General features: G+C 32.8%; 26 protein-coding genes, 2 pseudogenes and 1 riboswitch. Of the genes and pseudogenes, 2 read left to right on the top strand and 26 right to left on the bottom strand.

Going from position 1 to position 23,307, the window contains the following annotated elements; translation table 11 throughout:
* Nucleotides 1-4 precede the first annotated feature (4 nt).
* The 15 genes from ABH955_RS13190 to ABH955_RS13260 form a co-directional block, all read right to left on the bottom strand.
* A complete protein-coding gene (locus tag ABH955_RS13190; protein WP_113937727.1) occupies nt 5-661 on the bottom strand; it encodes an HAD family hydrolase in 657 nt (218 codons plus the stop codon).
* Between the two features lie 2 nt (nt 662-663).
* Nucleotides 664-1,437 carry an inositol monophosphatase family protein gene (locus ABH955_RS13195; RefSeq protein WP_113937726.1) on the bottom strand — a complete coding sequence of 258 codons (774 nt, stop codon included), beginning with the start codon at nt 1,435-1,437 and terminating at the stop codon, nt 664-666.
* Nucleotides 1,407-2,375, bottom strand: coding sequence for an aminoglycoside phosphotransferase family protein (locus ABH955_RS13200; RefSeq protein WP_113937725.1), 969 nt, complete (start codon nt 2,373-2,375; stop codon nt 1,407-1,409). The genes ABH955_RS13195 and ABH955_RS13200 overlap by 31 nt, the downstream gene beginning before the upstream one ends.
* A gap of 1 nt (nt 2,376) precedes the next feature.
* Complete coding sequence (locus tag ABH955_RS13205; protein ID WP_113937724.1) at nt 2,377-3,129, bottom strand: molybdopterin-binding protein; 753 nt, start codon at nt 3,127-3,129, stop codon at nt 2,377-2,379.
* Complete coding sequence (locus tag ABH955_RS13210; RefSeq protein ID WP_235661788.1) at nt 3,126-4,241, bottom strand: class II aldolase/adducin family protein; 1,116 nt, start codon at nt 4,239-4,241, stop codon at nt 3,126-3,128. The genes ABH955_RS13205 and ABH955_RS13210 overlap by 4 nt, the downstream gene beginning before the upstream one ends.
* Nucleotides 4,222-5,796, bottom strand: a complete 1,575-nt coding sequence (locus ABH955_RS13215) for a hypothetical protein (protein WP_113937722.1) — start codon at nt 5,794-5,796, stop codon at nt 4,222-4,224. Before ABH955_RS13215 ends, ABH955_RS13210 begins: the two co-directional genes overlap by 20 nt.
* An 11-nt stretch (nt 5,797-5,807) precedes the next feature.
* The gene (locus ABH955_RS13220; protein WP_181777942.1) at nt 5,808-6,824 is read right to left on the bottom strand and encodes an ABC transporter ATP-binding protein; all 1,017 of its coding nucleotides are present in this window, start codon (nt 6,822-6,824) and stop codon (nt 5,808-5,810) included.
* Nucleotides 6,825-6,846: 22 nt separating this feature from the next.
* On the bottom strand, nt 6,847-7,647 hold the full coding sequence (locus tag ABH955_RS13225; protein ID WP_404491166.1) for an ABC-2 family transporter protein: 801 nt from the start codon (nt 7,645-7,647) through the stop codon (nt 6,847-6,849).
* A 4-nt stretch (nt 7,648-7,651) separates the two neighbouring features.
* Nucleotides 7,652-8,446, bottom strand: coding sequence for an ABC transporter permease (locus tag ABH955_RS13230; protein WP_113937719.1), 795 nt, complete (start codon nt 8,444-8,446; stop codon nt 7,652-7,654).
* Nucleotides 8,447-8,472: 26 nt separating this feature from the next.
* Nucleotides 8,473-10,161: a B12-binding domain-containing radical SAM protein gene (locus ABH955_RS13235; RefSeq protein WP_113937718.1), complete on the bottom strand. Its 1,689-nt coding sequence runs from the start codon at nt 10,159-10,161 to the stop codon at nt 8,473-8,475.
* Between the two features lie 136 nt (nt 10,162-10,297).
* Nucleotides 10,298-10,426: a hypothetical protein gene (locus ABH955_RS13240; RefSeq protein ID WP_258550642.1), complete on the bottom strand. Its 129-nt coding sequence runs from the start codon at nt 10,424-10,426 to the stop codon at nt 10,298-10,300.
* A 34-nt stretch (nt 10,427-10,460) separates the two neighbouring features.
* Nucleotides 10,461-10,589: a hypothetical protein gene (locus ABH955_RS13245; protein ID WP_258550641.1), complete on the bottom strand. Its 129-nt coding sequence runs from the start codon at nt 10,587-10,589 to the stop codon at nt 10,461-10,463.
* A 34-nt stretch (nt 10,590-10,623) separates the two neighbouring features.
* On the bottom strand, nt 10,624-10,752 hold the full coding sequence (locus ABH955_RS13250; protein ID WP_404491169.1) for a hypothetical protein: 129 nt from the start codon (nt 10,750-10,752) through the stop codon (nt 10,624-10,626).
* Nucleotides 10,753-10,955: 203 nt separating this feature from the next.
* Nucleotides 10,956-11,060: riboswitch (SAM riboswitch) on the bottom strand.
* 317 nt (nt 11,061-11,377) lie between these two features.
* Nucleotides 11,378-11,788 (bottom strand): DUF3908 family protein, encoded by a 411-nt coding sequence (locus tag ABH955_RS13255; RefSeq protein ID WP_404491170.1) that lies wholly within the window; start codon nt 11,786-11,788, stop codon nt 11,378-11,380.
* A gap of 159 nt (nt 11,789-11,947) precedes the next feature.
* Nucleotides 11,948-13,282 carry an FAD-dependent oxidoreductase gene (locus ABH955_RS13260; RefSeq protein WP_404491172.1) on the bottom strand — a complete coding sequence of 445 codons (1,335 nt, stop codon included), beginning with the start codon at nt 13,280-13,282 and terminating at the stop codon, nt 11,948-11,950.
* Nucleotides 13,283-13,481: 199 nt separating this feature from the next.
* Here ABH955_RS13260 and ABH955_RS13265 point away from each other — a divergent pair, with 199 nt between their 5' ends.
* On the top strand, nt 13,482-13,910 hold the full coding sequence (locus ABH955_RS13265) for a hypothetical protein (protein ID WP_002135033.1): 429 nt from the start codon (nt 13,482-13,484) through the stop codon (nt 13,908-13,910).
* A gap of 40 nt (nt 13,911-13,950) precedes the next feature.
* On the opposite strand, the gene ABH955_RS13270 is transcribed toward ABH955_RS13265, so the two are convergent.
* From ABH955_RS13270 to ABH955_RS13290, 5 genes and pseudogenes are all read right to left on the bottom strand, one after another.
* Nucleotides 13,951-14,061 (bottom strand): YARHG domain-containing protein, encoded by a 111-nt coding sequence (locus ABH955_RS13270; protein ID WP_235661787.1) that lies wholly within the window; start codon nt 14,059-14,061, stop codon nt 13,951-13,953.
* A gap of 1 nt (nt 14,062) precedes the next feature.
* Nucleotides 14,063-14,230, bottom strand: a pseudogene (locus tag ABH955_RS13275) (zinc ribbon domain-containing protein); the annotation flags it as partial.
* Nucleotides 14,231-14,379: 149 nt separating this feature from the next.
* Nucleotides 14,380-15,459, bottom strand: coding sequence for an RNA-guided endonuclease InsQ/TnpB family protein (locus ABH955_RS13280; protein WP_404491174.1), 1,080 nt, complete (start codon nt 15,457-15,459; stop codon nt 14,380-14,382).
* Between the two features lie 333 nt (nt 15,460-15,792).
* Nucleotides 15,793-16,140, bottom strand: a pseudogene (locus tag ABH955_RS13285) (TcaA second domain-containing protein); the annotation flags it as partial.
* Nucleotides 16,141-16,159: 19 nt separating this feature from the next.
* Complete coding sequence (locus ABH955_RS13290; RefSeq protein ID WP_113937714.1) at nt 16,160-16,942, bottom strand: zinc ribbon domain-containing protein; 783 nt, start codon at nt 16,940-16,942, stop codon at nt 16,160-16,162.
* Between the two features lie 200 nt (nt 16,943-17,142).
* Here ABH955_RS13290 and ABH955_RS13295 point away from each other — a divergent pair, with 200 nt between their 5' ends.
* Entirely contained in the window at nt 17,143-17,976 is an 834-nt protein-coding gene (locus ABH955_RS13295) for a hypothetical protein (RefSeq protein ID WP_404491176.1), read from the top strand.
* A 45-nt stretch (nt 17,977-18,021) separates the two neighbouring features.
* Here ABH955_RS13295 and ABH955_RS13300 read toward each other — a convergent pair whose 3' ends face one another.
* The 6 genes from ABH955_RS13300 to trpA form a co-directional block, all read right to left on the bottom strand.
* Complete coding sequence (locus ABH955_RS13300) at nt 18,022-18,993, bottom strand: DUF4179 domain-containing protein (protein ID WP_404457235.1); 972 nt, start codon at nt 18,991-18,993, stop codon at nt 18,022-18,024.
* Nucleotides 18,994-18,997: 4 nt separating this feature from the next.
* Nucleotides 18,998-19,537: a sigma-70 family RNA polymerase sigma factor gene (locus ABH955_RS13305; RefSeq protein WP_404457233.1), complete on the bottom strand. Its 540-nt coding sequence runs from the start codon at nt 19,535-19,537 to the stop codon at nt 18,998-19,000.
* Between the two features lie 164 nt (nt 19,538-19,701).
* Entirely contained in the window at nt 19,702-20,385 is a 684-nt protein-coding gene (locus tag ABH955_RS13310) for a DUF2278 family protein (RefSeq protein WP_404491178.1), read from the bottom strand.
* A 90-nt stretch (nt 20,386-20,475) separates the two neighbouring features.
* The gene (locus ABH955_RS13315) at nt 20,476-21,975 is read right to left on the bottom strand and encodes an L-lactate permease (protein ID WP_113937711.1); all 1,500 of its coding nucleotides are present in this window, start codon (nt 21,973-21,975) and stop codon (nt 20,476-20,478) included.
* A gap of 127 nt (nt 21,976-22,102) precedes the next feature.
* Complete coding sequence (locus tag ABH955_RS13320) at nt 22,103-22,453, bottom strand: DUF4029 domain-containing protein (protein ID WP_002086916.1); 351 nt, start codon at nt 22,451-22,453, stop codon at nt 22,103-22,105.
* A gap of 74 nt (nt 22,454-22,527) precedes the next feature.
* The gene (trpA, locus tag ABH955_RS13325; protein WP_002011422.1) at nt 22,528-23,304 is read right to left on the bottom strand and encodes a tryptophan synthase subunit alpha; all 777 of its coding nucleotides are present in this window, start codon (nt 23,302-23,304) and stop codon (nt 22,528-22,530) included.
* Between the last annotated feature and the right edge of the window lie 3 nt (nt 23,305-23,307).

The following is a 23,307-nucleotide window of genomic DNA, read 5'->3' on the forward strand; positions in this document are numbered from 1 at the left end:
CAATTCAAATATACACGCGTTCAAAATAATTTTCTTTATTAAACTCTAAAAAAGAATCGAATTTAACATGTGCATGGTTAAACAATAAGTTTTTCGTTAATTTTGTTGGTATCACAATACAATTTAATCCGGCCCTATAAGCTGATTCTAAACCTATTGGAGTATCTTCAAAAGCAATCGTATTAGAAGCAGAAACATTTAATTCAGATAAAGTTTTTATATAGACTTCAGGATTAGGTTTAAAATTCGTTACATCATTTGCAGTATTTATAATATCGAAAAAATCTAATAATTTTAAATGCATTAAAAAACTAAGTACCCAATCTATGTCTGAGTTAGATGCTAAACCTATTTTCACGTTGCTAGCTTTTAACGATATTAGTAAATCTTTCACACCCTCTCTAGGTTTTTCATCGCTTAATAAAGAATAGAACAACTTTTTACGTTCCCTATGTAATTCTTTTATATTTACATTGTAACCTAATTTTTTTTCTAAAAACATATAGGGATTAGTTTTGTGACGTGAGCCTATATTGTTTAACCATAAATCTTTTGGAAACTCTTCATCAAAACATTTATATAGCTCTTTAAAGCTTTTATATTCATGTTTTTCCGTATCAAAAATAATACCATCAAAATCAAATATAACTGCTCTTTGCATTTCTATTCCTCCACAGTTTTTAAATTCATATAATTATTTAGTTCTTGATAGATAGATTGAGAAGTGGCTAATACTGAGCTTTTATTATTGATAGTAAGTTTCTTACCATACGCTGTTGTTATAATACCCCCTGCTTCTTCAATCAACAATTTTCCTGCTACAAAGTCCCAGGGTTGTAACCTGTCGTATAAAAATATATCTAATCTACCAGCCGCAATATAAGCTAATTCTAAAGATGCACTTCCTAATTGCCTGATTCCTCGTACGTTAAATGGTTGTTTAAATGGATTGTTTTTTTGATTCCAACAAACATTAAGCAAGCACTCTTGTAGCGAGTTTTCATGTTTCATGAAAATTTTTTTATCATTTAAAAATGCCCCTTTATTTTTAATAGCATAAAAAAATTCATCTCTAGAAGGATCGTAAATTCCCGAAATCATAGGTTCATTATTTTTACATAAAGCTATGGCAATTGTAAAATTTATTTTTTGATGTACATAGTTTACTGTTCCATCTAAAGGGTCAATAATCCAAGAATAATTAGAATTCTGTACCACACTCAAATCTGTATTATTCTCTTCTGAGATTATGTTATGATTTGGATAATACCTATTTATGCTACTCTCTAAAAAACAATTAATATCTCTGTCCATACTCGTAACAATATCATTCAGCCCTTTATTTGTTACTTCTAAATTTTTTTTAGTTTCTAATGACATTTTTCCTGCCTTTTTAATAATTCTCCTTATAAATTCAATAAATTCGATATACTCCATACTTCTCCATCTTCCTTACTTATAAATTTTATAGCAGTATTATAGAGTTCTTGGATAAATTCAATTGACTCACTTATTCTGTTTGGGGTAGATAAAATTAATAGATACGCCAATTCCAACTTATATATTTGCAAATATATAAGCATGTTTTTTTGAAAAATTTCAGGATTTATACCATATCCTCGATAAAATATTTCTTTATATTTAAATTGAGGAAAGATAAACATTTCCAGAACTCTAAAGTCATATATAGGATCTCCAATTAAGGACCATTCAAAATCCAAAATACCTATTCTTTCTTCCGAGGCAAAATCAACTACGATATTATTTGGATAAAAATCCCCATGTAAGAGAGCTAAATTATTAGATTCTCTCATTTCATCTATTAAATAGTGAAAATACTTTCTAAGAACAACTAAATAATTAGACATACCATTTATACAAATTCTTTGTTTCTTTATTTCACATATCCATTTATCTATTCGTATCCTTAGAAAATCTTTCCAGTTGAATACTGTAGAAGCATTTATATAACCGATTTTTTCATTTGTCCTAATAGAATGAATCTTTTTTAATGTCTTCCCCATCTTAAAAAAGATTCTTGGTAAGTTCTCTACATTATTTTCTAAATATATTCCTAAATTAGATCCTTTCATCCCTTCTGTAAGTATGAATTCAGTAGATTGATTATTATATTGAAAATTCCCATGTTGCAATATCTTAGGAACAATTAGACCATTTTCACCTAAGATCTCCAACATGAAAATTTGGCGTTTCTTTTTATGTGAAATATGATACTTATTTAACCATAGGTAGAGAATTTTATTTTTTAACTGAATTTTAAAAGCTTGATTTGAATAACTGCCTTTAGCTAATTGAATAGATTCTATTGGTTCATCTACCATTCCATTTAATAATTTTTTTAAGTCGTCAATCATCTTATCCCCCTTCTAAAGAATAAATAAAGTCCTCCCATTTCTTTTTGTAATACTCATGGTGCTTGTATATGGTTAGAGTTATCTTTATTTGGTTATTTATTACCCTTAATAGTACATCTACATTTTTATCATTGAACCATCCTTGCTCTTTTAAACTCTTATTAACCTCTAGTTCAGCTTTTCCCTCAATTTTTTTTTCTATTTTATGAATTTCTTTCACAGTTAAATACGGTTTGTATTTGATAGATATATATTGACTAATTGATGTTTCAATTAAATTTTTCACTTCTTTCGGTACCCCTGGCAAGAAAATAAGCATCGTACTATTAATAAAAATTGAAAAAGCTGGCGAAGTTCCTAAATCATTTAAGAATATTTCTGCTTCTTTTGGCACTACAAGCTGTTTAGAAATCCCTCTAGGCCACCTACAATTCCATTTTGAATAACATTTTTTGATTTGATCCCTATACATTTTCCCTAAAATCTTTGGTGGCGTATTAGATAGTTCCAAAGCCACTTGTCTTGTAACGTCCAAATCACTCCCTCCCATCCCACCTGTAATAATCACGAAATCGTTACATCTAGAAATATCAATTATAGTTTTTCTTATTAATTCAATTTTGTCATTAATAATTCTAATTTCTTGACACTTATAACCGCAGCCTGAAAAATAGTTCGTTAACCAATAACCATTTTCATCACGTACTCCAGTAAACAATTCTTTCCCCGTAATAATTATTGAAAAATTCATCATACTAGTTCTAGCTCTCTACTACTGTCTGATTGTATTTTAATTAAATGTTCTATGGCCTTTTCTAATGTATTCCCTACCACTATCTCACCGTGATCTCTAGCAATGGCAAAATTACTTTGCAGGGATTGCATTTTATGTATAATTCCTTTCCCAAATTGGAAAGTTCCATATCTTAAATATGAATTGCTTCGATATCTATCTAAAAAAGTTGCGTATGTTAAAGACGGACAATGACTATGTATGACAGATTTCATCTCAGTATTAGCATAAACTTCATAGTGCAAAGGTGTTTCACTCGAAGGTGAATTAATGCCTTTCCAATATACTTCATTATTTAAATGATCTACATGTTGTACCCATACAAGTTCTTCCATTTTAATATTTCCAAGCTCACATCCTGAGGAAGTGATTACAAATCCTTTTTCTACTCTTTTACTAATACACCCCTTTGAACCATTAGTTAAACCATACGTAACTAATTTTCCACCTACTTCTTTAAATTCTTCATATACATTCTTTATGGTACGATGCCAAGTGAAAGATTCATCTGTATCATCATTCAATACCTGAATTGATTTAAATCTAATTTTATTAAAATCATATATTATACTATCATTTACCTTTTCACCGAACGCCATCGTACAGTAAGACCCTTCTATTCTAGGATGGATCATTTTCACACCAATTTTAATTAATTTTTGAAGATTTTGTTGTAAAATTGGACTTCTCCATAGATCAATATTCATTGAAGGCGCTAAATAAATAGGTGTATTTCTTCCAATTGCTGCTGCAATACAAGAAGTAGCAAAATTATCAGCAATTCCTCCTGCTATTTTGTTTATTGTTGAATATGTTGCAGGTGCAATAACTATTAAATCTTCAAGCGGAAGTGATTCACCGTCTTTTTTATCAAATGAATCTCTGATGAAGTTTCCACTGGCCTCTTTTAACAACTCTAAATCTACCATCTGATGCGCAGAAGGAGTTAAAATAACAAATACATTCGCACCTAAATCCGATAACTCCTTTATATATCGATAAGACTCCTTAGATTTTCTAGCCCCAGTTAAAATATAATATATATTTTTACCCTTAATAGACACTGTTCTCACCTCTCCCAAGTTCTAATCCCCCATTAGAAGGAATATATAATGTATTCCCTAAAACTTCCTCTATTTTTTCAGTCCATTCTATTGAACCACCCGGTATCCAAAGACTATTAATTAGGCTGTCTCGAAATTTAATTATATTATTTTGATTCAATTCTCTATATTGACTTTCAATTGACCTTGCAATAAAGAATGCTATGAGTCTTGCTTCAGAATATTGGTTTTTAGTTCCAATTAATTCCTGGTAACTCCATCTCATTTCATTTATATCCTGATTTACTAGCAGAAATTTAAGATCATTTTCAAATTTTATTTGATTTATATTCTCGCCACCATTTTCATATATCTCAATTTTAGTCATAACTGCTGAACAGATGCGCCTAATAAATAATAAATAGTACTTATTCCATATTTCAAGGGCTTCATAATATTCATTTTCACTTAGTCCTATATAATGAAGTAAAAATTCACGACTCTTAGCCAGGGATTCTATTGTTTGTGCCATCCCTTCTGTAAAGGCTGTACTTTCTCCTTGAAATAAGAAATTATCATACCTTATATATTCTGCATGAAGGGCATGACCAAATTCATGAAAGATAACTTCTAGAATATTTAGATTTTTCAATGAAGGGTTTATTAATATTTTAATCTCAAATTTATTCTTAAACATTGTGACCGCAGGAAAATTCGACTTACCCAAATATTCTATTTGAATATTTGATTTATTTTTCAAAAATCCATAATCAGATAAAAAGTTTTTTATTTGTAATATTATTTCTGTTGAATCTATATTTAGTAATGGGTGTTCAAATTCTTTTCTACTAAATAAATGCATCAAATCAAAATGTCTTACTTTTTTCAAGCCAAGATTATCAGATTCTTTTTTATAATAATAGGTATATAGCTCTCGAGTCCGTTCTTCAAAACTCATTATTAACGCCTTGAGTTTTGGGATTTCCATCCCCTGATTTTCTAATAATAAATTAGAATAAAAATCGAATTTATTCTCTTTTGCTATTTGATTTTGAGTCTGAACTAGCTCTTTAATATGCTTCTCTAATTCTCCCCCCATCATAGGTAAATTTCCATATAAGCATTTTCTTTTTAAAGCGCTGGCTTGAAATCTCATCTCGTTTTCAAATTGATTTACAGTAAGTTTTATTTTTTTATAGTGATTACTAGCTATTAAATTTATTTTTTTTTCTACTCTAAATAAATATTCAGAGTTCAAAACTTGCTGTTCAACATATAACCTTTTAAGTGCCTTTACTTTCTGTTTCACATTTACATCTATATTACTAAATTTACACTCTACTATATTTTTATAAAAACCACTTGAATTAATTAATTCGGCTTTAATTTTTTGTAGTCTTCTTGTTTTTTGAATATCAACTTCCTCATCCTTAGCAAAATTATAATAAATATCAATATGAGCTTCTTTAATTTCAGAAAGTAAATTTTCCACATGATCAACATAACTATATAATTGTTGGTGACTATTTGGTGAGAAATCTAATAACTCTTTATATGGCATATGCATTATTTTATTATCTTTCAACAAAATCATTCCTAACTAATTTTCATATTATTAGTAGTAGCTGCATCCAAGCTTCTAAACAATTTAGAGATAACTCTTTCAATATTTTCTTCTGAAACCTCCATTTCTTGTATAATATTTCTTTCAAAGAAAGGTATTAAAACATCAGATATTTCTAAATCTTTTTTAGAATAAAAAATTTCTATATTATAATTGGATTTTTTATTAATTTCTAAAACATCCCTAAATTCATCTGGAATGATAACAGGGTTTTGAGTAATTAAATTTATAGATTTCATCCCCCCGTATAGTTCTTTAAGCTCATTTTGACTACCGTCAAAAAATATTTGTCCATCATCAATAAACATAATTCTACTACAAAGCTTTTCAATATCTGACATATCATGTGTTGTAAGGATAACAGTGACCTTTTTTTCACGATTCATTATCTTTATAAACTCTCTGATTTCCTCTTTTGCTTCAATATCTAATCCTATTGTTGGCTCATCTAAAAACAATACCTTTGGATTATGTAGCAAACTAGCTGCTATATCACAGCGCATTCTTTCGCCAAGACTCATAAGACGAACCGGCTTATTTAAAAGCGACTGCAAGTTTAAAACATCATCAAATTGTGATATTTTCCTTCTAAATTCTTGTTCCGATATTCCATATATATCTCTTAAAAGTTTGAAAGAATCTATAAGAGGAAGGTCCCACCAAAGTTGTGTCCTTTGACCAAAAACAACTCCAATTTCTGATGATATTTTTCTTCTGTCAATGTAAGGGTCAAAACCATTAATCTCAATAGCACCGTTTGATGGCATTAAAACACCTGTTAACATCTTAATAGTCGTAGACTTTCCTGCCCCATTTTTCCCAATGTAACCAACTATTTCTCCCTGTTCAATATCAAAACTAATATTTTTGACGGCATCAATTTGATTATACTTTCTATAAAATAAACTCATTGCTTTTTCAATTTTATTGGTTGTGGGTTTTGGTACCTTATAGCTTTTACTCAAGTTCTTCACTTGAATGACCTTCATAGTAACACACTCCTCTTTTATACTATGATCCTGTTGCATCGTATTTTCGTAACATTAAATTCCATATTTTCCATGTGAATATTAAATAGAAAAAACCCAATCCTGGAGATATACCAATTAATATATCGGGAAAATCTACCAATTGTTTTCCTAATATAAAGTGAATCGGTATGTACGCTACTATCCCATATGGGATTAATAAAACAAGAATCCATTTCAGATACCAAGGATATATCAACAGTGGAAATCTACTCATTTCTTTTGATACCCCAATTGTATTCTCAAATGTTTCAGTAGTATCTATTTGTTTAAAAGCCATACTAGAGTTTAAAATAAATGTACCTGCAATTGTAGCTGCTCCACCGATAGTACTATATATTAAGAAAATAACATCTATTATTGTAAAATTTATACCTATAGATAAAACTCCCCATATAAACATAATGATAGAGGATAAAGCAACACCAATCGTACTTATGGGTAAATTACTTGAAATATAATAATAAAGTGGTGAAATTGGACGAATTAAGTATTTTATAAAATTGCCATCTCTTACTTCAAAAATTAAAGTTGCCACATGAATACAAAAAATCGAGGCTATTGCCCATGACATATAGAATAATGAAATCAATAACAATATTTCCGAAAATTCCCACCCTCCAATTGTTCCATACTTAACCATCGCAAATTTTATGCCAAATAACCAAACACTTACTGACGAAAATACCCCTATCAGCTCAAGTATAAAGTTAAAATGAAATGAAAATCGGCCTTTCAAGTGAGCTAGTTTCAATGTAAAAAACAACCTTAAATGATACCTCACATTACTATCCCCCTTGAATTATCAACTTTTTAAACATTACTCTCCATAAAATTATATTTGTAATATATAACACTACTATCCATATAAATCCTGTCACTAATTCTGAAAGTACGTCCTCTTGCGATATAATTCCATTAAATATACTTGTTGGAACATAGTATAAAAATTTAAGTGGTAATAGTTGTATTACATATTGTATTTTTTCTGGATATATCCAAATTGGAAAAGGCATTCCTCCCAAAAAAAACGTCAGTGAATTAAAAAGTACCCAAACTCCACTTGTTTCAACATATTTCATCATAAGCAGACAAAAATTAATATTAATAAAGAAACCTACAAGTATACTAATTATTGTAGCTACTAAAAAAGATAAGAATACTTTAGCTTCCGGGATATACCCAGTACTTAAAAACACTACAAAACTATAAATTGGAAGTACAATAAAGAAAAAGAAGATTAAAACTGTACCTATTCTTTCAAAAAAAAGTTTCCTTATAAAATTACCTGGTCTTAAAATATCAAAGACAATATTCCCATTTCTAATTTTCTCATTAAATGGATGTCGCATTCGCATACTATGTAATTGTGGAATTAATATTGCATATGATATTGCCATATACGTAATCATCTGACTAATTGAAATTCCATCGATTTGTTCTTTTCCTTGATATAATCCCTTCCAAAAAAAGATCCAAAGGACAAAGGCTATTATCATCCCAAATACATTTAGCCAAAGATCACCTTTATATACTAACTGTTGCTTTATTCCTATTTTTGAATAAGCTATATACTTTTTCATAAACTTCACCCCATGTAACCATTGTTTTAATTAGTTACATATTCTCTTTTTATCTCTTGATATTTTTCTAAGCTATGTATAAGAGCTTTTTCTTTTCCAAGAAAATACGTATTATATTTCATGAAGCTTTCCCATACACTATCTAAAACTTCAAATTGTTTTATTTCGTGTTCTTCTTCATCTTTTAGTTGTTCGACTATATAACTTAAAGTTTCTACTGTAAATTTAGCTAGGTATTTATTCCACTCTATTAATTTCTTTAACTCTTCATGAGATTGTTGATGATTTGGATTTTCAGAAATTCGCTTTAAGCAACTAGTTCTATATTTTTGATTAATTAATATTTGGCGTCCTATTTCACCTCGAACAAGTCCACATGCATGAGCAATTGTAGCCAATTTAGAATTTTGATAAATAAAAGCTTCGCTATGATTTCGCTTTAGAGCATGTTTATCAACATTTTCAATATGTTCAGCACTTTGGTTATACAGAAATCCCTTTTTTGTGTATTCAAGATGGGATGGTGTTCCTTCAGTAACAAAAAGCACCCCACCTATCAATTTTTCAGGTTTAGAAAATAGCCATCCTTTAGTCTTACAAATTTCTTTAAGATTCACAATATTTTCTTCTAGTTCTTCAATGGTTGTTTCAGCATCAAATAATATAAATCCAGGATGTATATATATATCATATTTCTTACAAATATCAATCGCTCGCATATTAGTTTTTACTTTTGTTCCTTTGGTATATCTGTTTAATTGCGTTTGGCTAAATGATTCTAAGCCTAACAGTATGGTAGTTAATCCTGCTTCTTTTAGTATTTTGATTGTTTCGTCATCTACAGTATCAGCACGCGCGTAAAGGAAAAATTTGACATCTATATTTCTCCTCATAATTTCTCGCGCAATTTCTTTTGCGTATTTTTTCCCCTTTTTTCCTGGTCCAATAAATAGTGGATCACCAAAGTAAAAAAATTTCACACCATACTCTTTATTTACATTTTCTATCTCATCTACTACGCGCCCTGGTGACATAATTCTCCAATTATAACGTTCGTAAAAATCTGCGAAGGACTGGACCTGACAAAACGTACACTTCCCATAACATCCATAGCTACTTCGAATAAGACATAGTAAATTGTTGAATGGCTTCTTTTCTTTCTTTAAGTTTTCAAATTGATATCTTTTGTAGTAAGGTAGCTCATTCAATTCTTCTTGGCTTGATAATGGTAATGGCTTATTAATTTTAATAGATCCATTTTGTAAAAATACAGTGGCTGGAGAATCTTTCACACAATTCTCCAAAACACTACTGACATATCTCACAATTGATTGTTCTTCACCAATATTACCTAAATATAGAGAATCTACTATTCCATCTATAAGATATTCATGAAAATGATTTGGGCTTTGGATCCAAAGAGAGAGATGTGTCTCTTTAAAAGCCTCTTCTTTACTTATTAATTCAATTAATTTTTTGTTAGGTTCCCAATCATAACTATTTAGATGTGTAAATACAATAATTAGTTTGGGCTTCTCATTAATCAAATCTTGAATATTATATTCTTGAGGGTTCAAATTAAAATCATATACTTTGACGTCATAATTATGCTTCTCTAAAACTGCAGCGCCAAAAGATAAATAATGATTTTCTACTTGGAACACCTCATTTTCTACATAATGTCTCCCTGATACAAGCATTAAAATATCAGCCATTCCCTATCACCTTCCATTCCTTATTTTAACAATTTATTGATATTAATTTCTTAAACATCGTAAGCCACAACACACCTAAAACTCTCCTTATGATGTGGCTTATGATAATTTATGAATTTATGTAAATCTCAATTGATTACATAGATGTCATTTCACCCGCTAATACAAAGGCTAAAGTATGCATTGCTGTTGCATCTTCTAATGACAATTCTTCTTGACTATTCGTTTCTACTTCCTCAAGAATCGATTCTAAGTACTCTTCCATTTCTTTCACCTCCCTTCACTTAGAAGATACAACACTACATAGATGTCATTTCACCCGCTAATACAAAGGCTAAAGTATGCATTGCTGTTGCATCTTCTAATGACAACTCTTCTTTACTATTTGTTTCTACTTCTTCAAGAATTGATTCTAAGTACTTTTCCATTTCTTTCACCTCCCTTCACTTAGAAGATACAACACTACATAGATGTCATTTCACCCGCTAATACGAAGGCTAAAGAATGCATTGCTGTTGCATCTTCTAATGACAACTCTTCTTTACTATTTGTTTCTACTTCTTCAAGAATTGATTCTAAGTACTTTTCCATTTTTTCACCTCCTTTCAATAAATAAATAGTTTTATGAATTTGAATACGCCACCAATACACATTAAACGCATGTGTATAATATGAATTAATTGTACATATATCTCTTTTTTATCATTTTTATAGTATTTATGGTAATAATAAAAGACGCTAATAAAAAACCCTTCTCTAAATAAGGAGAAGGGTTTTTTTATTAAAAATACTTCTTCTTATTTTTTAGGATATACATCCTACAGGAATTAGCACCTTCTTTTAAACACAAGGTTGCTGAGGTGTCATAGGGCCAGTCCCTCTACCTCTCTTAATAAGAATTAATCTTTATATTCAATTTTATAGCTTACAAAATTTAGTATATACAAAATATAAAGAAATTGCAATATCTTTAGAAAATTATTTTTAAATAAATTTTCAGATATATATAACCTATGAAATTTTATTTTTTTATTTAATAAACTCTACTCACTCATTATTCCAGGCATTATAAATCTAACGTTAAAACTTAATACCATTTCATTTACTTTTAGGAAACATTTGTTCGAAATCGTTACTTATACCCTGAAGTATTATCAGCACTTGTTTCTTTATCTACAACCTAAAAAAGCAGCCCCCTTTGAGGCCTGCTTTTTCACTAGATTACTTTAAAAATACTCTTAATTTGTCTCGCAAATAACCAATTTTTCGTACCGTAGTTATCATTTAAACTATCTAAATTGATAGATTGTCCATTAGCAAACTTTAATTCTAACGTTGTATTTTTGTCATTTGTTTTTAAGTTGCTATTTGTAATGTTATCATACTTTAATTTTTCAATCTCAATATACTCTTCCTTCTCTTCTCCGATAACGACGTGATCTTGGAAGAAGAAGAATACTTCTACTTTCTTACCGAAACAAAATACGTTTTTCGTATAAATTAATGTCGCGTTATCAAGTCCGACACATACTTCTTTCATCTCTTCAACAATGTTTCCTAAGTCTTCTTCGTTTCTTGCATTTGATTCAGCAATCCATTCTTCGATTGTATTCATGTTAATTGCCATACTGTGCCCCCTGGTTCGTTCATTGCTTTATTAAAAAATAAATACTATATGACAATATAAGCGATACGCACTATGTTTTCAAGGGTGAACGGTATATTCACAATAAAGTGAAACTTTATTTATTCCCCTTTCACAAAAAAAATAGCACTTAAAAAAGTGCTATTCCGCTCTCCTTGCTGCTTGTTGAATTGGATCCCAAACGCTGTTATATGGTGGTGCGTAACTTAAGTCGACATCTTCTAAATCGTGAATACTCATTTTATTGAAAAGTGCCATCGCGATAACATCAATACGTTTATCTACTCCCTCTTCTCCAATTACTTGACCGCCTAATAATTGTTTCGTATCGGCGTGATATAGTAATTTCAAGTGAAGTGGCGAAGCGCTCGGGTAATAGCCCGCCATATTTGTTGAATCTACTTTGACCGTCTTATACGGGATGTTTAGCCCTTTCGCTTCTTTTTCATTTAAGCCTGTTCTTGCGAGCGTCAGATTCATAAATTTAATAATGCCCGTACCTAACGTACCTTTAAATGCCCTTCGTTTATCAACCATATTGAGTCCGGCAAGTCGCCCTTGTTTATTCGCAGTCGTTCCAAGCGGGATATGATCATGCATTTCCTTTATAACATGGTAATGCGTTGCACAATCACCAGCAGCGTATACGTCTTTCACATTCGTTTGCATATAAGCATTTACTTCAATTGCACCTTTATGGTTTTTACGTATATTTGTCCCCTCAAGAAAATCAGTATTTGACTGTACACCGACAGACACTAAAACGAGATCAGTTTTATACGTCCCTTTATCCGTCTCCAGTTGTTCTACTCTTTCTTTTCCTTTAAACGCTTTTACATTTTCATTCGTTAAAATTTCAATATTATGTTTATCTGCTTCTTTATGTATATATTCCGCCATATCGGCATCATAAATTGTGCCAATATGATCGTTTCGCTCAATCATTCTTACTTTCTTACCAAGTTCGACGAATGTTTCTGCCATCTCTAGTCCAATTGCACCGCCGCCAATAATAGTTACAGCCTCAACTTTATTCGTTTCTAGCGTTTTTAATATGCGCTCAGCATCCGGAATTGTTTTTAAAAGATGAACGCCTTGCAAATCTCGCCCTTCCCATTTTGGCATAACAGGACGCACTCCAGTCGCAATTAATAAACGGTCATACGGAAATTCAAAAACATCTTTCGTCTCCGTATGCTCTGCGTACACCATTTTCTTTTCCGTATCTATTTTCGTTACTTCATGACGTACTTTCGCATCAATTCCATATTTATCACGAAACGTCTTTACATCGCGTGCAATTAACTTTTCAGTAGAAGCAATAACACCACTAATCACATACGGTAATCCGCACTGAGCGTATGAATAGATTTCACCTTTTTCTAACGTTACAACATTTGCAGTTTCATCGTTTCTAACAATTTGCATTGCTGCACTCATACCAGCGGCATCTCCGCCAATAATGACATAGTTCACTTTACCACTCCTTCTTTTTTACATACTCTTTACGATTTCCATATTTTATAGAAATAACACCTACTTAAATTGTAAAGAAAAAGAATTTAATCTACAAGTTTGGTGCACAAAACTATGCCTTAATAGGTATCCGTCGTGTCTTATAAACAAGATGTTTAATATGCTATAACAGCAACTATTGAAAGTAGGTGAAATATACATGTGCGCCGGCCTTCTCGTCCAGCTTCCAGAGGAACCGATAGAACCGGGACCCGCCCTCCCGCTTGAACAAGAGTTTACCGTTAGTGTAACTTTATACAGTGCACGTGCTTGGTTATCTGATAATGACACTTTCTCACAAACTATTTGGAAATCGACTCGCTTTGCTTCTGCCTCACACGCTCGCAAATCCATCTTCCCAGTTGGTACTGTTAAAATTGTGAACTTTTCTGAGGATACAATAACGGTTACTATATCATCAGAATCAGATGATGCACTCAAAATAGTCGTTCCCCCTCGTTCTGAAGCTGCTTTAACGTCTAGTTCTTTATCTGATGTGCAAGCAAGTACATCAGGAGGAGCAAGTAAAGTCACATTCCTCTTTCACATCTTTTTCTCAAGGGATCCTGGTCCAGCTAAACAACCATAGAAAAGGTACAGTAATATACACTGTACCTTTTTCATGCACTCTATTCTCTTGATTTAATCAGTTCAACATTATAAGATTCCACACTCGTTAACGTTCCTGTAAAATACGGATTTTCTCTGTACCAAGACTGTTTTAAAAAATACGCTTGCATATCTTTCGTTTGAAAGCAACGTCGTATAATACGTCTTCGCTTTCAATTTATACCGATCAAATAAAAAGAAATACTTCCCGTCTTTCGTTAAAGAAAAATCTGCTCTTTCTATTCCATCCCCTCGTTTTTCACCTTGCCTCAAATATTCGTTCAATTCATTCACTTGAGACTCCCACGACTAAAGTCGCAAGCCCGAATCCTTATGGAATTACGGGTGGGATTCTTGAATGACTAAACGTTCGCAGTCCATTTCTGTTTTGAACAGCCTTCAAGATGAGGGCATCTCATTGCCCCTCCTAAACCAGACCATATAGGTGCTTAGGCTGATTGACTGTTACCATCAATCACAGTTGCATAGCGAATATTCATCGCCCCAACGATATCACGATGTGTCTCAAACCTACATGGACACTTGTATTTTCTGTCTTGTGCCTTATTCTTTTCAGCACATTTCGGACAGCTTTGACTTGTATAAGCCGGATTCACATATTCAACCTGAATACCAACTAATGCTGCTTTGTATGCAATAAATCGTGATAAACGATAGAATGACCAAGTGTGTAGGTTTTTTTCGTTTTTACGGCTTGTTCTTGCCGTCTGTCTTATATTCGTTAATTGTTCTAATCGAATGACAGAAATATGATTTGCAATCGCAAAATTAATAATTTCACGACTTATTTTATGATCTTTATCTTGCATCCATCTTTGTTCTTTATCATCCAATCGCCGAATCGCATTCACTTTTTTGTCTTTTCCTAACTTCTTACGCACACTACGAAACTTACGCTTCCTATATTTGTTTTGCCTACCATTTCCAAAGAAACGAACCTTGTCATCATCTGTAATCGCTACCGCAGGGACTTTGAGGCCTAGGTCTACTCCTAAAATTTTCGTCTCTGCTCTTTCATTTGTAGGAACCATGACAGATATTTGGGCCATCCACTTATTCGATTTCTTTGTGATGCGAAGTGTACCTAACTTATGTTTTAGCAAATCCAAATTGCGATTGTTTTTATCGATTAATAAAGCTCGGACCTTTAAACGAGTGGCCTTTCCATTTACCTTAAACGGGATTGAAATATGAGTGGCGTCAAACGAATAATTTTGATTGTTCCATATACAAACAGGCCTCTTTAAAATCGGAATGATTTTATAATTGCTTTTCTTTACTTTTGTAGCAAACAAACTTTTCGCGTCTTTGATTGCTTGATTCTTCACCGCACTTGGGATATTTGCTTCAATATCTTTTGTGCTTTTTTTCGTACTTGTCTTTGCTTTAACCATTTCCGATACAAGTGTATTTATAACTTTGATATATTCATGACTACTTTGTTCTAATAAACGGATTTGCTCTTTTGTTGGAATCAATTTCACTTTCACTGTTAGGGTCTGTGACATGCGTTTCATCCCCTTGTTTTTTGATTTTCAACATCGTGCATTTGATACATTTCTAGCAATAGAAACAAAATGAGAACGTGTCCATAAACTTTACAACTACATGAGGTGAGGAGATTTTCCTCTCAAACACTTTGAAACGTACTGCTATCATCATTGATTCTAGTTACAATGTATCATTTACTTTCGAAAAATTACAACAAAAAGACTCGAAGAAACTCCCTATATTTTGGATACTTAAAGTACCACGAACCTTGCGATTTTTAGTGGTACTCCGTATCCAACCTCACTTTCATCCCATGCCTAAAGGCAATGCTTTCTCGTTCGGAAAGGGCTGTAAGATGGATTTTCTTTTATATATGAAAATAGAGGCGTTACACTCTCTCTTGTGACAATAACGGCTGGATCATCTGCCGTGGTGATCTCAGCTAATTTCTCCCCGTCCCTCTCTTGTAAAACAGTAATAATTCTCTCTACTTGCGATGATTGTGAGTAATATGAAGATCCATACGCATATAATCCGCCCAATACTATAATAAAAAATGTTAAAAGTGTAATTCCAATTATTGTCCCTTTGCTCATTTTCTGCTTCTTTACTACAGGATCCCGCCTCTTCGTCCCGCAGTTTTGACAAAATTGCACACTGTCTTCAAAATGAGTCCCGCACTTTGTGCATACATTCATCCGTTCAACCACCTTTTCGTTAGAAGCCTGTTAATCCCCCGATAAAGGTTTGGATTATCGTTTTAATGTAAGACCAAAACACGATAAACGTTGCAATTCCGATTAAAACATTTGCGATAATAAGTGTGTACACAGGATCTAATCCGCCGTTGTCTAGTTTTAATATAGCTACAATTATACTAATTACCATATACGTTGTAGCTATCCATAGTAATATTGGTAAGAAAAAGATTAATAAAAAACTAAAAAGAAAAGAAAGAACTAGTATAGCAATAGCTGGCGTCGCTATCGTCCCCCATATACCGAATGCTTCAAGAAAAGAAAAAGATGATTTCATCATCTTACCACTTACAAAAATAATAAATCCGACAAATAAAGTTAAAATTAATAAAAAGAAAAAGACCATTACAGATTCTCCAAAGAAAGTAGGAGTAGATACATCTGGCACTAATGTCCTCGTAACAGTCGCCGCTGCGCTCATCATTCTATAAAAAATACACGCTCCTAAAAAACAAATAAGCACAAGACTTACAATTCCATTTCGCACTTCAATATTTCCACTTTCCATAATGGCCGATGGTGATTTAAAAGCATTTTTAAAGAACTGAAAATAGCCACTTGCAAATTGTTTCGCTTGCTCTACCGTTTCATTCGGACGAGTTTCCTTTACTCGTGCCGGGCGCGATAGCTGCCCTTCTTCCTGCCCACCACTCGCTACCACTTCTTCCGTTAACGAATGTCCACAATTCCCGCAAAACCTTGCTTCCGCTGCATTTTCAGTATTACATGCCGGACATTTCATTCTCTCATCCCTCCTTAAGCATATACCTTATAGGGTGTTACAAATTCAATATATGACTTTGTACATAAAACATGACTACAAGAAAAAGAATATGAAATCCTTCTTTTAAACGAAACTATGTGTGCTAGTATTATAGAAAAATAATGGTATTATGAAACAGAGCAAATAAAGTGAAACTTTAAACAGATTGGATGAAGACAGTGGAATTTGTAAACTCGATTTTTCAAACACTCCTTACAAGCGTGATCCAATTATTTTCTTTAATTGGTGTCATCATTGTAATTGGATTTATATTAGGTTATTTAGAATCTCTCACACGAACGTATTGGTCGAGAGCTTTTGGTAGGAAAGGCTTTCTTTTGACTGCGTGGATTGGTGTTCCTATTCATGAACTTGGACATGCAATTATGTGTCTATTATTCCGCCATAAAATTGTAGCAACGCAGTTCTTCCCGACAGATACAAGTCAAGGAGCTTTAGGTTACGTCCAACATCAATACAATCAAAAAAGCGTATATCAACGAATCGGTAATTTCTTTATCGGCATCGGTCCTATTATTTCTGGTATTACTGCCTTAATACTTTTAATGCGCTATTTCGTACCAGAGTCATATTATTTATTTAATACGAATCTGGAAAAAACTGTTGCATCGACTTCTATTAACTTAGACATGATCCAAAACATGCTACTATCGACATTTGTATTATTGAAAAGCTTATTTACATTTAGCAATTTATTGAATCCTTCATTTTGGTTATTTTTATTTATCGCTATTTGCATTTCCGCACATATCGCTTTAAGTAAACCAGACATTAAAGGATCAATAGACGGTGTTATCGTCATGTTTATCATATTATTTTTATTCAATATAATAGCAGGACTTTTTCAGTACGATAGTAATCAACTAATCGGCAAAGTTATGAAATATAATATGTATTTCATTGCATTTTCTAGTGTGGCGCTTCTTTTCTCTTCTATTTCTACACTTGTTAGTTTTGGGTTTTATAAAATGAGAGGAGGACGTTCGTTGTGAACGTCCTCTTCTCTCCTTAAATAATTATTTATCAGCTTTAATAAGTTATTGAATCGGAATAGGTGGTCCAATTTTTTTGTTTTCTTTCCCCGAATACGGTACAAGTGAATATTTTCCCACCGCTACATTTATTCCATCAAATCTACTAAAAGAAATACCGCCATCTTCATTCGATATAACCACCTCTTTAAATGTATGTGCTTCCCCAGATTCTGATTCGATTTTAAAATAAATATCTTCATTTGTACTTTGTTTCACATCATAATAAATCGTTGTGGAAATCGGCGTAGAAACTACTTTTTTAACAGTTACTTTATTGCCATCATATAAAACAATTGTTTCATTTAAATCAAACGTCTGCTTCTCTTTCATCAACTGAGCTTGCGATACTTCAATATCAAATATCCATGGTTGCTCAATTACAGTATCCCTGTTGAATGTATCATAAGTAATTTCGATTTGAAGTTCATCAGTTTGTGGCATTTCACTTAACTCGATACCACCGTAAATTGTAAACATAGAATCATTTACTTCAATTGATTGTGCATCCTTTGTATTAGAAAAGTCACGCCCATTTATTCGTACCTGTGGAATTAAATATGTTTGATAATCAAATTTCACACCCTTCGCTGGCTCAAATGTTGAACTGATGAATAATTTATTGTCATCCACTAATACCTCATTTAACGTCAGTTTACCGTATTTATTTTCAGCAGTTTTCCCAATAGCCGTTTTATAGGGAGAATAGTCAAGTGGTTGCTGTTTATCAATATATTTTTCAATCAATCCCGCAATAAATGGCATATTTGCTAAAGATGTTTGTCCAAGTGGCACTATAATACTGACAATTAACATGCAAGCTGCTGCGACTCCGAACCATTTTTTTGTTTTTTTATTTTTGCGTAGCTTATTTTTCACACGTTTTTCCCACTGCTTTTCCTCTATTTTGGTTAAGGGAGTCTCCTCAAACTCTGTGATGTCCAACTGAATATCATTTAACTCTTTATAAATAGACATGCCCTCACACTCCATTTTTAAAAATAAAAATCTGTTTGAGCTTTTTTCGTCCGCGTGACAGTTTGTTATGAATCCATGACTCTTTCACATTAAGGTGGGATGCAATTTCACGAGACGGTACACCTTCTAAATAATACTTTTCAAAAATGTTACGCTCTGTTGCTGACAACTCACTAAGCAATTCCTGTACGTCTAAGAAGTCATTTTGTTTTCTTTGTTCTTGATACAGACGATCATTAATCTCTGTACAGACAGTTTGTTGCTGATTTCTCGCATGTTTCCGCTGATAATCAATTGCCCGATATTTAGCAATGGCTGCTATCCATTGTTTAAACGTATTTTTACTTGAATCAAATGAATCGATATGAAACCAAATGGCTAATAATACATCATCTAAGCATTCTTCATAATCTTGCTGATTACTATATACATATCGTTTAATAATAGCGCTGAGTAAACCTCCATATGTTTGGATAATGAACGTAATGCTCTTTTCATTACGTTGTTGAATTTGTTGCACAACATTTTCTTCTGTTATCTTCAAGCGTAGACCTCCTTGTACTGCTAATTGGTACCTACTTTCTAATACGAATGAAAATCGATTACTCTATCACTGCTTTTAATATTGCAAACATAATCTCACCATTCCATGCCATATACCTCGCTCACGATAAGAAGAGCTAGTTCATTTAGAACTAGCTCTTCTTATCACTTCTCCCTCTTATAATCACAATGCTCAACCGGAACACGAGCATGCCCTTCTTCATCCGTACACCATGACTGTGACTGAAAGGCAAGAAAAATACCAATCCACTCTTCCTTCTTCTCAAAGTGAATCAATATCCCACCGTCTTGCCATTTGCCATCATCACCTTGCCATTTCTCTACATTCCCTTGATTCATATGAATATCGTGTATACCGTTTCCAGGTGTAAAGTGGAAATACGAATCCGGAACCTTTTCTTCTGGTCCCCACCTTTCACCAAACGCATAAATAATCGCCTTTTCTTCTATTGCTCGCTTTATATAACGCTCTATCTTTTCATTTAAATCATTATCAACTCCTGCTTTTTCAGCAGGTAAAGGAATCATTTGCTTTGAATCAAATAAATTACCTCTTACATAATCTAAAGCTATTTTCGGTTCATTATTTTTTATTTCTGTAAAACCGAACGGTAATGTCGGTAAAATATGAATCGCCTCTGATCGAATATCGTCGCTCGCAAAATATAAAACTTCCGATGGATAACTTTGCGATTTCACGTTAATTGCAATGCGATAATCTACTCCTGCTTCACCTTGTAAATGAACTTGATAATGAGGTGTTTTGCCTTTTCCAATCTTAGATTGTATAACTGTACCTTTTAATACACCGTAGTTTTTTAAGGGCATACCTTTCATCTCCTATTCATTTAGTAGAAGCTTTTCATATTTAAAACATTATCCAGTCATAAAGAAAATCCTCCTATGTTAGGAGGATTTTTAATTTCTCAATATATACCAAAAGAAAACTTCCACTACTACAAGTAACACCGCACCAAAAATCATTAACGTCGTCTTCTTTAATAGTTCATTTTCACGATACGGGATATTGCATAAATACGCGCCTAGTGTAATCCGTGATGGACAAGCGATTGTCGCTACTGATGATGCGGTGTTTTGGAGCGTTGTGACGTATTGCCACGGGAGTGCTACGTTTTGGGCTGTTTGCATTTGTAGCTTTATAAACATCGCATTTGATCCTGCGTTACTACCAGTTAAAAAACCGCCAATTCCGCCTATGAATGGAGCAACGAAAACGAAAAAGGTACCAAAGGTTTCACCAGCTGTTTTTGCGAGTAATGAATGCATACCAGATGCGCCCATTAGTTCTGAAATTGCAATGAACATCGTCGTTGTAATAGCGAAAGGAATCCATTGTTTTATCGTTTGCGAGAGTGATTGTTTAATAACATTAGATGGAATGCGGAAGAAAATAATTGTAAATAAACAAGTCATGGCGAGCCAAAATCCTGGCGAATATAGTAGCTCTAGTTTGTAAGAATATGATTTTAAATCGAGAACTGCATATGACCTAAGAAAATCATGTAATGCTGGAACGAGGCGAGAAAGTAAAATACAAACTGTTAAGAATATATAAGGGCTAATAATTTTTATAATCGATACTTCTCTCTCCGTAGCCGCCGCATGTTCTGTTAAAAGGTTTTGCTCATCTTTTCCTTTTAACTTAATGATTAAAAAACCAAATGAAATGGTAACGATAGAACTTAATATCCCTGCTAGTTCAACACTTACGTATGCGTTAGAAAGATAGATTCCGAGAGAAAATAATAGAAAGAATCCTACTCCTTCCTTCCACTTTTCTATAACTGCCTGCCAGCCACCGACAACGTATAAAGAAAGGAAGATAAAGTATGCGAAAATCGGGATGCTTAATAATGCTGTATTTGTACCAAGAGTTGTGAGCGGCATGTTAATAAGCTGAGAACCGATAATCGTACCCGTTGCCATTGCGCCCCATGAACTTGCAAGTAAACCGATAAACGATAGTAGCACAGCTTGAAACGGTTTATAACCGAGCGAAAGAAAAATAGGTGCTGCGACCATAAAACCAATTCCGAATCCACTCACTGATTCAATAAGTGGACAAATACCAAAACACATAAGAAGCATTTGCAATAATCGATCGCGCGTGACTTGTTCTAGAAATCGTGCTACTTGATCGATGTATCCCATTTTGTTCATGAGGTGAAATAAAAAAATACCGAAAAATAAAACGTATCCGACAATGAAACAAATTAACCACCCTTTAATTGTTGCGTGTACAGTTTCACTTATCCCTAATTGAAACGTTGGCGAGAGTAAAACGATTCCGACAGAAACGGTATAAGAGATTAATGAGGCTCTTAATGACGTTTGTTTAAACAAAAACAAACAAATAAAAATCATCATAATCGGGATAAGTGCCAACAATATGGCCATGCTATCATCTCTTTTCGTAAAAATTGCAATTTTTAACTATTATATAACAGATGTTATGATTTTCAATTATTTTTATAACAGATTTAAAAAAGGAGCCGCTTGGCTCCTTTTTTGAATAACTAATATTTTATCTTTTATCCTGAAAAACCGTCTGCTGTCCAATCATTTTTTCTAGCACAACAAACACAATATAAGCACATATTACTTGCAATACAATATTCCCAAGTTTTATTAATTCAAATGAATGGATCCATTGGAATAATTCACTTAATAATACAATCGAAACGATACTAAATAGTTCTATACTAACCGAAAATATACATACTTCTAAAATAGATTGCTCTTGTATTCGATTTAATTGGGAAAAGATGAATACATATCCTAAAAACAGAGCCATCAACTCTATTTTCGTCATGCTAATGAGCCAAGCGTATAATGGTACAGTTAAAAGAAGATATAATAGTTTACGTCTTAGCATGCCTTCTCACCCTCTAAGTTATAAGTATTTTCTGTATATTTTAACATTTATTACACAAAAGAAACAGAAGAGACTTAAGCCTCTTCTGTTTCTTTTACTGCATGTATTAACTCACAAATTTCTTCTCGCTTTTCATTTTCTAACAGCTCAATGACTTTACTTCCAACGACAACGCCGTCACATATTGTAATCATTTCTTCAATTTGCTCTCGTGTTGAAATACCGAATCCTGCGACTACTGGTAAGTGGACGTGTGCTTTTACTTTTTCTAAGTAACTACGAATCTCATCTTTAAAGTTTTGACGTACTCCCGTTACGCCCGCTACTGTAACGGCGTAGACGAATCCTTGTGATTCACTCGTAATTTTTTCGATTCGTTCAATAGGGCTCGTTACGGTAACGAGTGGAATTAAAGCGATATTCGCCACGCGAAGGAGCGGTGCAATAATGTCTTGTTCTTCATACGGTAAGTCTGGAACGATAATACCGTCCACCCCTGCTTCAAGACAGCTCTCAATGAAACGTTCCTTTCCGAATGCGAGTACTGGATTTAAATATGTCATAAGTACAAATGGAATTTGAACTTCTTGCCTCACCTCTATTAATGCTTGAAAAATACCTTTCAATGTTACACCGCTATCTAATGCTCTTTTTCCTGCCCTTTGAATAGTTGGACCGTCTGCGACTGGATCTGAAAATGGGATACCAATTTCAACGATGCTTGCTCCTGCTTCATCAAGAAAACGAATTCTTTCTTTTAACTTTTCAAGTCCACCATCTCCGCCCATTACATACGGAATAAATGCTTTCTTGCCATTTTCAAACGCTGCTATAATTTTTTCTACTCCCATTTT

This window comes from Bacillus sp. RC240 (assembly GCF_044907945.1).
Classification (GTDB): domain Bacteria; phylum Bacillota; class Bacilli; order Bacillales; family Bacillaceae_G; genus Bacillus_A; species Bacillus_A mycoides.

Bases quoted from the DNA above. Each gene is read 5' to 3' on its own strand.
- ABH955_RS13245 (WP_258550641.1), bottom strand. From the start codon at position 10,589: ATGGAAAAGTACTTAGAATCAATTCTTGAAGAAGTAGAAACAAATAGT.
- ABH955_RS13250 (WP_404491169.1), bottom strand. From the start codon at position 10,752: ATGGAAAAGTACTTAGAATCAATTCTTGAAGAAGTAGAAACAAATAGT.
- ABH955_RS13220 (WP_181777942.1), bottom strand. From the start codon at position 6,824: ATGAAGGTCATTCAAGTGAAGAACTTGAGTAAAAGCTATAAGGTACCA.
- ABH955_RS13315 (WP_113937711.1), bottom strand. From the start codon at position 21,975: ATGGCCATATTGTTGGCACTTATCCCGATTATGATGATTTTTATTTGT.
- ABH955_RS13300 (WP_404457235.1), bottom strand. From the start codon at position 18,993: ATGTCTATTTATAAAGAGTTAAATGATATTCAGTTGGACATCACAGAG.
- ABH955_RS13290 (WP_113937714.1), bottom strand. From the start codon at position 16,942: ATGAAATGTCCGGCATGTAATACTGAAAATGCAGCGGAAGCAAGGTTT.
- ABH955_RS13265 (WP_002135033.1), top strand. From the start codon at position 13,482: ATGTGCGCCGGCCTTCTCGTCCAGCTTCCAGAGGAACCGATAGAACCG.
- ABH955_RS13200 (WP_113937725.1), bottom strand. From the start codon at position 2,375: ATGATTGACGACTTAAAAAAATTATTAAATGGAATGGTAGATGAACCA.
- ABH955_RS13230 (WP_113937719.1), bottom strand. From the start codon at position 8,446: ATGAAAAAGTATATAGCTTATTCAAAAATAGGAATAAAGCAACAGTTA.
- ABH955_RS13240 (WP_258550642.1), bottom strand. From the start codon at position 10,426: ATGGAAGAGTACTTAGAATCGATTCTTGAGGAAGTAGAAACGAATAGT.
- ABH955_RS13255 (WP_404491170.1), bottom strand. From the start codon at position 11,788: ATGGCAATTAACATGAATACAATCGAAGAATGGATTGCTGAATCAAAT.
- ABH955_RS13270 (WP_235661787.1), bottom strand. From the start codon at position 14,061: ATGCAAGCGTATTTTTTAAAACAGTCTTGGTACAGAGAAAATCCGTAT.
- ABH955_RS13235 (WP_113937718.1), bottom strand. From the start codon at position 10,161: ATGGCTGATATTTTAATGCTTGTATCAGGGAGACATTATGTAGAAAAT.
- trpA (WP_002011422.1), bottom strand. From the start codon at position 23,304: ATGGGAGTAGAAAAAATTATAGCAGCGTTTGAAAATGGCAAGAAAGCA.
- ABH955_RS13280 (WP_404491174.1), bottom strand. From the start codon at position 15,459: ATGTCACAGACCCTAACAGTGAAAGTGAAATTGATTCCAACAAAAGAG.
- ABH955_RS13190 (WP_113937727.1), bottom strand. From the start codon at position 661: ATGCAAAGAGCAGTTATATTTGATTTTGATGGTATTATTTTTGATACG.
- ABH955_RS13205 (WP_113937724.1), bottom strand. From the start codon at position 3,129: ATGATGAATTTTTCAATAATTATTACGGGGAAAGAATTGTTTACTGGA.
- ABH955_RS13195 (WP_113937726.1), bottom strand. From the start codon at position 1,437: ATGGAGTATATCGAATTTATTGAATTTATAAGGAGAATTATTAAAAAG.
- ABH955_RS13310 (WP_404491178.1), bottom strand. From the start codon at position 20,385: ATGCCCTTAAAAAACTACGGTGTATTAAAAGGTACAGTTATACAATCT.
- ABH955_RS13320 (WP_002086916.1), bottom strand. From the start codon at position 22,453: ATGCTAAGACGTAAACTATTATATCTTCTTTTAACTGTACCATTATAC.